General features: G+C 32.8%; 11 protein-coding genes and 1 pseudogene. 7 read left to right on the top strand and 5 right to left on the bottom strand.

Annotated features, from left to right (window positions below; all coding sequences use genetic code 11):
* Window positions 1-25: 25 nt before the first annotated feature.
* Window positions 26-676 (bottom strand): sialidase family protein, encoded by a 651-nt coding sequence (locus F1Z66_RS07825; protein ID WP_149863056.1) that lies wholly within the window; start codon window positions 674-676, stop codon window positions 26-28.
* Window positions 677-866: 190 nt separating this feature from the next.
* Here F1Z66_RS07825 and F1Z66_RS15840 point away from each other — a divergent pair, with 190 nt between their 5' ends.
* Entirely contained in the window at window positions 867-1,073 is a 207-nt protein-coding gene (locus F1Z66_RS15840) for a hypothetical protein (RefSeq protein ID WP_195907503.1), read from the top strand.
* 1,435 nt (window positions 1,074-2,508) lie between these two features.
* Here F1Z66_RS15840 and F1Z66_RS07820 read toward each other — a convergent pair.
* Both F1Z66_RS07820 and F1Z66_RS07815 read right to left on the bottom strand, forming a co-directional pair.
* Complete coding sequence (locus tag F1Z66_RS07820) at window positions 2,509-2,775, bottom strand: hypothetical protein (protein ID WP_149863055.1); 267 nt, start codon at window positions 2,773-2,775, stop codon at window positions 2,509-2,511.
* Between the two features lie 120 nt (window positions 2,776-2,895).
* Window positions 2,896-3,420 (bottom strand): hypothetical protein, encoded by a 525-nt coding sequence (locus F1Z66_RS07815; protein WP_149863054.1) that lies wholly within the window; start codon window positions 3,418-3,420, stop codon window positions 2,896-2,898.
* Window positions 3,421-3,723: 303 nt separating this feature from the next.
* On the opposite strand from F1Z66_RS07815, the gene F1Z66_RS07810 reads away from it, so the two are divergent.
* The 4 genes from F1Z66_RS07810 to F1Z66_RS07795 all read left to right on the top strand — a co-directional run bounded on the left by F1Z66_RS07810 (window position 3,724) and on the right by F1Z66_RS07795 (window position 9,380).
* Complete coding sequence (locus F1Z66_RS07810) at window positions 3,724-4,287, top strand: OsmC family protein (protein WP_201448532.1); 564 nt, start codon at window positions 3,724-3,726, stop codon at window positions 4,285-4,287.
* A gap of 513 nt (window positions 4,288-4,800) precedes the next feature.
* Window positions 4,801-6,024, top strand: coding sequence for an alpha/beta hydrolase family protein (locus tag F1Z66_RS07805; protein ID WP_159357357.1), 1,224 nt, complete (start codon window positions 4,801-4,803; stop codon window positions 6,022-6,024).
* Window positions 6,025-6,656: 632 nt separating this feature from the next.
* Window positions 6,657-7,421, top strand: coding sequence for an MBL fold metallo-hydrolase (locus F1Z66_RS07800; RefSeq protein ID WP_149863052.1), 765 nt, complete (start codon window positions 6,657-6,659; stop codon window positions 7,419-7,421).
* Between the two features lie 1,779 nt (window positions 7,422-9,200).
* Window positions 9,201-9,380, top strand: coding sequence for a hypothetical protein (locus tag F1Z66_RS07795; protein WP_230207494.1), 180 nt, complete (start codon window positions 9,201-9,203; stop codon window positions 9,378-9,380).
* Window positions 9,381-10,071: 691 nt separating this feature from the next.
* Here the strand turns inward: F1Z66_RS07795 and F1Z66_RS15390 are convergent.
* Window positions 10,072-10,215 carry a hypothetical protein gene (locus tag F1Z66_RS15390; RefSeq protein ID WP_154670512.1) on the bottom strand — a complete coding sequence of 48 codons (144 nt, stop codon included), beginning with the start codon at window positions 10,213-10,215 and terminating at the stop codon, window positions 10,072-10,074.
* Between the two features lie 30 nt (window positions 10,216-10,245).
* The gene (locus tag F1Z66_RS16230) at window positions 10,246-10,464 is read right to left on the bottom strand and encodes a transposase (RefSeq protein WP_149863050.1); all 219 of its coding nucleotides are present in this window, start codon (window positions 10,462-10,464) and stop codon (window positions 10,246-10,248) included.
* A 1,374-nt stretch (window positions 10,465-11,838) separates the two neighbouring features.
* On the opposite strand from F1Z66_RS16230, the gene F1Z66_RS07785 reads away from it, so the two are divergent.
* Both F1Z66_RS07785 and F1Z66_RS07780 read left to right on the top strand, forming a co-directional pair.
* Complete coding sequence (locus F1Z66_RS07785; protein ID WP_159357356.1) at window positions 11,839-12,036, top strand: hypothetical protein; 198 nt, start codon at window positions 11,839-11,841, stop codon at window positions 12,034-12,036.
* 190 nt (window positions 12,037-12,226) lie between these two features.
* Window positions 12,227-12,493 (top strand): annotated as a pseudogene (locus F1Z66_RS07780) (hypothetical protein); the annotation flags it as partial.

Below are 12,493 nucleotides of genomic sequence, written 5' to 3'. Positions count from 1 at the left end.
CATCTGAGCCATCAATTTTTTTATCTCACCATGTAGCGTATACTTTACCATCAATAGCCTCGATCTGTATTCTGTCTGATTTGTTTCCGTGAGATTGGCTCAAGTTTATGTCTTTTCCAAAGGTCTTGCCGCTGTCGTTTGAGACCTTGATAAACACATCTGGTTGGTATGTGGTACTGTTTTTTTCGCCTCCTGTTGCTAATACATATACATTATCTCCTTCAGCTGCTACCTTAAGCTCGTATGGAGATGTTTTTACATTGTATGAACTTAGTTGGGACATGTATGTTTTATTTGCCAATTTTGAATCGGAATTATGGGTTAATTTTACTGCAGGGTTAAACGTTTTTCCATTGTCATTTGAAGTCATTATATAAGCATCAGCAGTACCTGTTTTGTTTTCTGCGAACGTAACATATACATTATCGTCAACTGCCGCAATATCTGCTTCTACAGAAGTTCCATTGCTAGAATTGCTCAGATTAATTTTGTCACCAAATGTCTGACCGCCGTCTTCTGATGCCTTAAACATTACTTCATAATTCCCTGTACTATTTCTCCACCAGGCCACATAGACGTTGTTTCCGGAAACTGCTATTGGAGCCTTTCCATCGCTTCTGTCAATACATGGCCAAGAAAACTCAAAAGATGTCTGAAATTGAAATATCGAGGTCAATATCGCCGAAAGCACAAATAATGATATAATTATTGTGCCCCTCTATCTGCTACTCATGAAATGCTTATAGTAATGGAGTATAAAAACAAATATTTCCGTGGGTATAAAATTTGTTTAATATACATCAATATTTCATCGCTGAATAGTCTTAATTTCTGAAAAATTTGGCCAAAATTATAAAGGTGGATCGGTGGAATTTAGGACGATATCAATCCTTTCATACGAGTTCTTGTTGCAATATCACAACAATAAAGAAATTTCTACTAGTTTAAAAATCCCTCTTTCAACAATCCAACGCAGGGTAAATAATCTCATAGGAAACGAGTTTATTATATCAAAACTTGACCTTAACCGCAAAAAGTTCGGGTTCAAGCAGGGCTCGTTCATATATACCTAATCAATGGTAATCTCGACGATATCTTAGAAAAAGTATCCATGCTTTGCGTCATTATCTCCCTCGGTGTTCATATAGGTAACTCAGATATCCTTGCAGGTGTGATTTATAAAGAAGGTTCGGAGCTTTTGGGAGAGTTATCGCATCTATTAAGAAAATGTAATGAGTCGAGAGAATAGTATGTCAGAAATAGTTTAAGAGTATCCAATTAAAAGAAATTATATAAAGGAAATTCTTTAGCTGACAAGCAATAACCAGGATAAAATTATAACCGGTTGCCAAGGTAATTACAATATTAAAAAAATAATTATCTGCAGATGTTTTTGAACCGACTATAATAAATTAATTATAGATTCTTCTAGTTCTTGAACTTTAGAGTTATTTGACATTCTACCATTGGTGAAATTTCATTTAATTTTGTCTGTTCAAAATATATGAAAAATCCGATAGATTATGTTCTTGTAATATATTAAGTTAGAGAGATTTTTTTACTATTGGATAAACTTCCATAATGTTACAATAATAAATGAGATAGTGGATACATTTTTTTATGAATCTTCTTGGGTATCTGTCTTTTTTCTTAGCCGTGGTTTTCACAGTATTCATGAATCTTCTTGGGTATCTGTCTTTTTTCTTAGCCGTGGTTTTCACAGTGTTTTTCATAGGGTGTATGGCTATTCAACAAATAGTAACGTATCATCACATCCTACAAAAAGCAAAGAAATTTTCTGAAAACAAATTTTCTCTAAAAAATTAATTTGAAAATATAGATAATCAATATTAAAAATGAGAAATCCTATGATAATTACTAGTAATTGAAAATGACTTGATATCAAAGATCAAGAATAAGGCAAATTACAATTTAAACAAAATAGATCTTTGGACTGATTTTGACTTTTCGTTTCTTTTGATTTGAGGGCATATGTAAAACTCTAATGTAGTGAAAGACAACTTTGATCGATGTTATCTATGTCACAGTCTAATCTTTTTGAATTATGTATATTGTTGTTTAACACTTATTTGACTTATGCAGTCAAAAAATGCCATTAATAGTATGCAATTGAACATGGGTTTGGCAGTATGTGAAACGAATTTGACTTGAATTTATATCCAAGTCCTTATAGATTTCCCTTCTGTAAGAAGTAAGTATTTTTCTTAAAATTAAAGGATCCCGATTATGTGAAAAAGTAATCCATAGAGAAATAACCAACCAGATTCTCCCAATACTTTTAGTTATCTATTCTAATCGTTTAATGGGATGACGAAATATTATTTTACAGCCTTTCTTCATTTCACTAACAATATCGACACCATATTCTAATCCAAGGTGTTTAGAATATTCATTATACTGCCGTATTGTTTCATTGTATTTTTGTATATCAGATTGTATTCCTTCCATTTGAGTGTCGGTTGTAGTAACAGGGAAATTTCTTAGATCCTATTTACTGTTTATGGTGTCCAATCCGTAACAATTCATTAATTTTTTCTGATACATTACCGCATCCAACAATTCCTTTAATCGGTCATATTCGAATCTATTCTCTAGAATTATGACAGTAGATCGCTTGATTCTCGTGCAATCTGAAACATCAATCTTTACCGTTTCTGATAAAAGTCTACGTTTATCACCTTCTTCGACTTTCTTGTGATTCTGTCGTTCATCACCATTAATAATAACAGATATTTTTATATTTTGATTGTTCATACTAATTGCTAGCATGATAACAATATATATACCTATTTGTATATGATATCATGCTATCGTTTATATCTAAAATTAAATTGAAATGCAAGGTTCACCAAAAAACATGGAACTAGTATCTATCTAGTTTAGAAATAACTTGTGGATATTCTCCTTGGTGACATGTAGTTTGTACACCGCATCTCTGTTTAAAATAAAGATTTGATCATGTGTTTCAAATAATTCTATTAGATCATGTGTATCAGATTCTAGTAAAACATCTGTCTTGTATGTACAGTACATGAATCCACTAATTCTATCATGATCATATGCTTTTTCAATGGATAATGCATGAGTTAAGGAATTGTTACCAATATAATTTATTATAAAATCTACGCAACACACAGATTTGCTATCAGCATTCTTTGCAATATTTTCCATCATCTTATTACAGTAATTAACTACATGGTTCTCATTTTGAGTTGGTGAAGTGTTTTTTTGTTTGATTGGATGATTATCATTGGAATAAAGATAGGGTTCAATAGTACCGTCATACCACTCTAATTTGTCAAGCAATTTTGCTGCCCTAGCATTTGGAGGTCCGCAAAAACATCTGTACAAGTTACTGTCTTTTGCGAATTTATCTATGGATTTTAGCGATTTTATCATAGATTCATCATCTGAATAAATTATCAGATGGTGTTTCCTAACTGTCTCTGATTGCTGTTGTTCTAACCATTTATCTACGCATCCCTCACAATGGAGTTTATGGAAATGCCTTTTTGGGTTGCTAAATTACCCAATTTCTCATGGACCTTATCGTTAAATCCTCGGATTACAAGGGTGCGAGTCACAATGAGAATAAGTTTATAGAATACTTATATATTGCTAGCATGATATCATTATCGTATACATTTATATTATGCTAGCATGCTAGCAATTGGTATGACATAAACAAGTCATTCAAACAAATTGGAAAATGAAAATGAAAAAATAGTAAATGGAGTAAGCGTTACAAATCTTTTTGATGTCATGAGTGCGATCAAAGAAAACCCCAATATCTCAAAGTTCAATTTCCGTGCCAAAGGTAAATGGATTAATGGAGGATATAATCAAACAGTGATAAACGACTTTGATGGAGCATGTCAAACTCATATAAGGAACCAGCCTTTTGTATTTGACAAAGATGAACCGCCTGTATTATTAGGAAAAGATCAAGGTGCCAATCCGGTAGAATATGCACTGGCAGCATTAAATGGTTGTTTTACTACATCTTTAATCTATCATGCAGCTGCCCAAGGTATAAAGATAGAAGAAGTGGAGTCCACATTATCTGGAAACCTAGATATCCAAGGATTGCTCGGAATGTCTGATAAAGTAAGAAATGATTATGAGAAAATAAAGGTTATTTTTAAAGTGAAGGCAGATGCACCTGAAGAAAAAATAAAAGAACTTGTGGATATTGCACAAAAAAGATCACCCGTATTTGATATAATATCACATCCGACTCCAGTTGAGGTTTCATTACAAAGGTAGAAAATTACTCAAGATGGAAATGTGAAACTTCTCGAACCTACTTCTTTTGATTTTATTTATGATTAGAATCATCTTTATTTATATAAACTTTAAACTCATCAAGTAGTTATAAACAAAAGAGAACATTCTAAATCCGTAATAAATGTTATATATCATATTGGATCTCCAAGCCTTATGCATTAAATTAGTTACTATTTATTAGTAATTAATTCGGCAATATGTGAAATAAATTTGAGCCGGATTATCAGGCTGTTGACCAAAAATGAGAGTTGGTTTGGTGCCAAGGTTTCTCATCCAACAAGAGTTTGGCAAAATCAGGATATCGACTTGGGTTTGAAGAGTTTTTGCAACATATTATTTTTATGAGTGAAAGAAATTTTAATCTAATTTTGCAGAAGTCATACGTCTATCGCTTTACCATCTATAGAAATGATAAATAATACATTTGAGAAAAACTTCAAGTAGTGGACAGTAGCATACGTATCTACTTTATATAAGGTGCCACCATTGCAAATGTTAGTGTTGGTAAATAAATTTAAATCATCGCCATTTGTAGTTTTAAGCATATTTTTTAGTGCATTTATGATTTTATCGTCATATTCAACAACGTTTGGTACTCCTTTATTTTCTGAAACTTTGGCCCAGTCTGACCTTCAAGTTATCAAATATAAGGATCTAGTCATAGATTTGGGTGACGGAGTGACTACAAAAGCTCAGTTATCATATCCTGCAATAGGCAAAGGACCATTTCCGGCCGTGTTGCTTATTCAAGGTTCTGGCGCGTTAGACATGAACGAAACGTTAACTAAAAATAGTAAACCATTCTGGGAGATATCCCAATATCTTTCTGAGAGAGGATTTGCCGTTCTAAAGTATGATAAAAGAGGTGTTGGACCAGAAAGTTATACTATTTCGAATTCAAGTGTATGGGGGAATAATACAGTTGACGATCAAGTAAATGATGGCAAGAAAGCCTTGAATATTCTTGTTCAGCAGCCTGAAGTTGATCCAAAGAGAATAAGCATATTGGGTCATAGCGAAGGTACCCTTTATGCTCCAATCATAGGAATGGATAATTCAACAATGGTAAGAAACATCATACTTATGGCGACTCTAGCTCAAAACCCATTAAAAGACGTAGAGTATTATCAAGACGTTTCGCTACCATTAGAATACGCTATGCAAGTATTAGATAACAATAACACTGGTTTGATATCGATTCAACAGATTGTATCGGATCCATTTTTGAGGAACTTTTTATTACCCCCATCTGTTTCGCATACAAATGATAGCAAAGCCATGACTGATGCTTTGATAAAGGAATTTGATAATAGTAGTGACATAAACATCGATAAGCAAATCAAACCTTTTTTGATAAAGGGCTATGAAAATACCACATCATTTGATGTGCTTGAATGCAATACTATTGGAATATGTCCCAAATTGTGGAAATCTCTATCTAACATGCCAACAAGTTTAAGCTCTATTGGAAATGTTTCTAAATCTACAGGGATTTTGATACTCAATGGAGAAAACGATGTTCAAACTCCAGTTCAACAAGCATTCCTATTACATCAAAGGCTCAACGAAGTGAATCATCCCGACCATACTTTAATTACATATCCTGACTTAGGACATGCTTTCTATCCATCATCAAAATGGCAAACAGCGTTTGGACCAATGGAACCAGATGTATTAGCAGATTTATATTCATGGTTAGAATCTCATTCAAGATAGCAAAGGAGTTTTATTTTTTTTACCTTTTATTGAAATAGAGATGCCAGGTATGGTTTTTTTAATAGTTTTATTGCGTTTTAAGATATAGAAAAAAAAGCCATGGTCTGTAGTAGGTTTTTAACACAATTGATATGTAAAACTATACGAATTCAATTTTTAAATTTCATAATTAGACATTCGTATATTTATGAATTTATCAATTTGACGATTATCAATCCATATTAAAGTAAATACTATAATTGGTGGCGGATTTGGTGATATGTGAAACAAATTTGATTCGAAATTGGATTTGAGTATAGTTTCGTCAATTAAGACTCCCCTCTGTGATACTAGTTATTGTTTTCATCAAGATATTACTTTATTGCTTCTCTTAACATTGTATATGAAAAATATTGCTTTAGAAACATGTCGGGTGTGCATAATTCAAATAAAAACACAGATCGGATTAAACATACAATGTAAATATTAAATCCCCTTTAATAATTATCACTGGGTAGAATATAATCAAGGTTTAGATTTATCATCAAGTAATAGAACCCCCACGACCATATGACAATTAAAAATAAGAGGGCATTGTTAAAATTAAAACATATAAGTTCAAAAGTCTTACAGACGCATATATTTGAAATCAGATGACTGAGATTACTAAGAATGTTTACTCAATAGAAGGCATGACTCATCCTGATCCACGGGGAAAGGTCTTTCCTTATTTGTTTGTGGAAGATAAAGATAATTTAACGTTAATTGATCCCGGTTTTCTTTCACAATTACCCATGCTTGAAAAATATCTGCAGGACGTTGGATACGAAATCAAGAACGTGAAGCAAATAATCTTAACTCATGTCCACGTTGACCACGCACAAGCAGCCAACGAGATAAAGAGAAGATCAGGTGCTAGGATTTATTCGCATTGGATCGAGGCAAGATATCTTGCTCATAATCCACCATACATGGGACCACCGTCTACACAAGAAACTATTAAAAAATTAGAAAATCTCGGTATCTCAGTTGAGTCATTGTCAAAAGAATACGGAACTTTAGAAGTTGAACCTATTAGCGTTGATGAGCAAGTCTCAGATGGTGACATGATTGGAAGTCTTAAGGTCATCCATACCCCAGGTCATACTCCAGGTCACATATCGCTTTATTATGAAAAAGACAAACTGCTTCTGGGTGCTGATAGTATATATAAAAAGGTCTTTGGAGCCGAGGGTTTGTATATATCTGCACCCCAAGTATCAATGGATCCAACTACAGCAATAGTATCTGTGCAAAGGCTTTCAAGGATTAATTTTGACAAGTTATTGATGGCTCATCAAGATTCACCATTGTTGGAAGGAGCTAGAGAAGCTGTCGAAAAACTAGTTGCTGAATACATACAAAATTTAAAAGGATGAAAGTTCGAACCTTTATAGAATACATCCTATTCACCTTTTATGGATACTTCTTTTTTCAATTGTGATAGATGTATTAGACAAATCAGCGGTATAGGTTTCGGTGTGATTAAGTTCCTTATGCTATATGAGTGAGTTGGAAACTGCAATTTTTTTCCATTGCCATTTCTTAACAAGTTAACCGTTTGTTGCCACATATTATGTTGGCGAAATTAGTATTTTAGGGTTCAAGGATGTATCATGATGACAAGGCTTCTGACATAAAGGACAATTTCTTCTATCAGAATTATTGCAGCCACATATATGATCTTCTAAAGATGATTTTGAAGTCACCATAGATCTCTATAACGAATACAATATTAACATTTCATAGCAGTAGCAATAGTGAGATCATATGACAATTTAGTTTTAAATTTGGCAAATTTTCTTTTCTCTAATTCCATAGTAAAATTGTTGATAAGTAGGTAGCGGGTTCGGTGGAAAGAGTCATAGATCTGTAGGTAATTCGTTTTTTATGGCATATATCTATTAGTCTATTTCTTATTAGGAAAGGAGAATTACAGGCTACGTATTATAGTGATGACTGCGGCTCGGATCTGCATTGCTAAATCTTACTACGAGTAATAAGAATGACACAAGGAATAAGATATCCAATTTTCTGTTTTTGCTGATTAAGGGATACGGCTATGAGGGATAAATAACAATTACTAAGGAGAATATCACAAAATCTATTAAATAAAGAATATCGAAGAATTGATCGTTGACATCATTAACTGATCTTGTATGACCGATCTGTTTAGTTCAGAGTCAGTTATGATCTATGATATCATAATTTACCCATATCAATGGGTTAGTACCGCTTCTCAAAGGTAAACGAAAATATATATGAAATACCATAAATGTTTTCAGTATTGATGAAGAATCTAATCTTTATGAAAAAAGATTTGGTTCATGAATGAGAAACTGCAATGGACTATACAGGTAATACCACTATCAAAACCTAATTGCTATTTCAAATTGATGAGATCGATTAGCAGTTTTAATGCATAATAATCATTTAAACTCACGCCACCATGCTGATGCTTTAGAATTAGCATGACTAGCCTAATATTTCTATGGTATGTTATTATTCTTTATTAGTATCTCGCCTATCATTATTTTCGCCGCCTGGAAGCGGAGTCTACTGAAAAATATTCTCATCTTTTAACAAGCATGTTGATTTTATACCTCAATAACGAATACCCCATTTTATAGGTGTTGTCAACATAATCTTGTTCGTTCTCTAAATCCTCCAGAGATTGTTATGGTATAAACAACAGGCCGTGACAAGGAGAGTTATTTTTGTATTATCAGGCCACACCTTAATTTTAAATAAATCGTAATTAATTGTTATAAGTATAGTCATTTGTATGAGAAGATAAGACATTTTTAGAATTGGAAAGGCCTAATATACCACGTATAATTACCTTCAGGATCTACAATGGCACCATAACATATTTGCTAAACTGTCTAAAGGATTCAGGATGTCCTAAATGTCAACAGAAGGCCAGTTTTAAATCATTTCCACGGAATCAACGAACCAACCCCTATAATTTAAAATAAATTCTAGTAAAGATAAATGGCGATGATAGTTGGCACTGAATGTAGTAATCCTAAATTTCATTATATAATTAAGAAAATTAAAGAAATCTTTAAAGATCACATAGTTAATTCTTATGTTAAAACACTAGAATTTCAAGATTTTAAAAGTATTTAGCAGGACCGAGTTAATGAAGTCATATATTGGAAAAGAAGTTTTCATTGCTACGGCCATTAGACGATGTTAGCAGAAAGATAATTCACTGCGTAAGTTGTGGTAATATAGCTACGCAGGAGGCAATATTCAGTGTAGATGGAGCTACTATCATAGAAAAATACTGCGATTCATGCTCAAAAAAAGAATTTCCCATAACAGAGCCCTAGAGATCTATTATTAGACCATACTCTCAAATTGGCAATGGTTGCTATACTTTGGTTCCATAATGAAGACGAAATCGAAAACAAAAGATTTGTCATAAAATAGATTGAGAATTACCTTAAATGTTTTATCAATCAACAGCATATTACTGACACAGGTGACTGGCACCCGAACAATGTGTAACAATTTTGATTAATTATTATTTCCCAATATGACGTAGACGTCTTTAACTTCATGCTGTATTTTTGTAATTTGAATTAGTAGGATGATATTATGTGCAACCCTATCTTCATTGGGGGCAACCATGTTATAATGATAAGAATTTATGACTATAAATAGTAACTTGACTCTACTATTGTACTCAGGAGGTACCAATTGTTCAATAGCATGTCTAATAATTTTGAGTACACAGTATTTCCTAAACCGGCATCTTTTAGATAGTTTAATGAATTTGATGCTTTGTATCCTATCCTTGTCCTTTTAATCTAACTATGCTTGTTACCTTATATTCTCCTAAACAGGTTATACAATGACACTTTTATCACCATCTCCTTTATCATTTTGGAACCTTGTTGCGAATACATACACTCGCCAAAATGCTTTTGAATGTTAAGAAAGCAGTTTCAGCCATTCATCTATGTCCGTACTTTCTTTTCTTTTCTTTTCTTTTCTTTTTCTTTTTCTTTTTCTTCCATTTCAATAGATCTCTTTTGTTTGCAGTATCGCTTCCTCATTTCTTAAACTATTTTTAGGTGAAACGACTGAATTCTTTCTTACCTTTATTCTCGGTTGGATTCCTTCCTTTCTCCAAAAGATACTGAAAGTTTGTATTTGAATCACAAGCTCCATCCCCTAGGAGAGAGTAGCGAATTAAATTCTTCGTATAGGTAGAGAGGTAGAGATAGTAGTAATGGTAGTATTCAGAACATGGTCACCCAATTTCTTTAACAGCCTATCATCATGAACCTTCTTGTCTGTTACCTCGAGGGCAAGGATTTCCTTTGTTTTTATGTTTAAAGCGATATGGATCTTTTGATAGCCTTTTTTCCTATTCTGCACCTTCCATTTCTCATTCATCCTTTCATCCATCCATCCACCCACTAGCCCCTATTGGTTATCTTGGCTCAAGAGATAGTTATCTATGGAAATCATGAAGTAATTATTATTATTGTTGTTATTACCTACAAAATTGCGAGGATGAATGAATCTAAGAATAAGAATATTACCCATTTTATCTTGATTTATATTTTTTCTAGCTCAAAATCCCAGCCAGTTATCATCAAGAAAAATCATATGAGAAGAGGATATATCCCTCTTTTTCTCTTTCTCTCTCGCCACGTCTAACTACTGAGCGGTTGTTACAAGATGCCAATTGATCTGTAAGAGCCATATTGGACAATCCAAGCTAAATAGTTTGAGTTAGGCTATATAGTATAAAATAACTGCAAATGACATGCTTTTTTCATTAAAGTCAGATCTATGGCATAATAAAAAATTAATACAAATAATAATAATACGAGACTGTGTGTACAACAACAAATTAACGCCTTTACAATATTGTTTCAGTATTTTATTATCAAGGTTAACGCAAAAAAGGTATTCAAGCATACAATTCTATTGGCTACTTACTTTACTGTCGTGATTTTGTTTTAATTCCCTTAGGACAGTAGACGAGAATGTATATTTATCAGCATGGAGAAGTTAGTTTATAGTTTAAATTCGCATTATCTATCTATACATTGCATTACATATTACAACATGTTTAATAATAAAAATCCTTATAAATGACGTTCGCTACGAAGCTAAAAAAGGCCAATTGGACGCTCTTAAAAAAATAAGCATATGATGAATCTGCTACTTTTTTCCTTTATGATAATAGAAGAGAAAAAGTAGCATTTTAAAATAGAGGATTCTTTGGATAATTAGTTAAGTTAAATTATTTTATTTGTTTTTATCGGATAAAGGTGCTTGCTTACTAGTCGTGTTGTTGTTGTTGTTGTTATATGATAGTAGTAGATGGAGTGCTTTGTTGCCTAGTTTTGAAATGAGTTGTATAGCATTTTTCAAATTATTTTCCAGTATTCGTTGAGATATGATTTGCCATATCTGGCAAACTGTCGTTTATTTTGGAATAATTTGAATTAGGAAACAAAGCAGAATCTGATATTAATTTTCCACAGTTCGAAAGAAATATCTATAAGACATAAATGAATCAAGCAAATGCAATTGTGGCTAGTCACAAAGAGTGACCTAAAAATGAAAGTAGCGGTAATTTATTCAAAGAAGAAATAAGTCAAGTACAAATATTGATTGCAGAAGCTGAAAATGAGTTACCCGTGCTATTAAGAGAATATCTATCTTCATGAGGCGTTAGTATAGATACCGCAAATAGTGATAATGTAGCTTTACCATTTTTTTGATAGAAAAAATAAGTCATATGACGCTATTGTAGAGGATACTCATGTGGACAGCCCCTCGGGTCTCGAAGTTACTAAAAAAACAAGACTAGAAAAGCCGGACCAAAAGATAGTATTAGTTACCGCGATGCAAATGGAAAATCTTTCCAAAGAATGCTCAAAGACGGCGGGAATAAAAGACAATGACACTCTCAAAATGCCATTTAGGCTGTCAAGACTTGTCTCAGCATTTAGAGACCATTAACTTGCTCTTACTTTACATACACAGAATAGACAATAAACCCCTGTTGGTTTACTAGACTCACCTAGATCAAATACTTGACCTTAAAAACTTGCTATTCATGGGTATTACTTGTAACCAATTGTAACCCAAATGATCACATTGCATAGATGTAAACAACCTCAAGATATACTATACCACGTAACCTCAAGGCATGTCTAATACTTTAATAATTAATGAAGTTGACCAAATTCCTCTTTCAAAGTTCCAACATCAACATTCTATAATTTACGATTATGAAATGGGTGAAAAATTGTGTAGCAAATGTGGAGTAATTACGCAAGATAAAATATATGATGCAGAACTTGATGCTGACTTTTACAAACATAAAAGCGATACAAACACCGTAATGCCACAGTCTTTAATGTTAAACGACAAAGGTATGTCTACTACTATAGCAGATTATGATACTACCACCACC

The organism is Candidatus Nitrosocosmicus agrestis (assembly GCF_008389435.1).
Classification (GTDB): Archaea; Thermoproteota; Nitrososphaeria; order Nitrososphaerales; family Nitrososphaeraceae; genus Nitrosocosmicus; species Nitrosocosmicus agrestis.
Note: the sequence above shows the minus strand (reverse complement) of the source record. Positions and strands in the feature narration are given on the sequence as shown.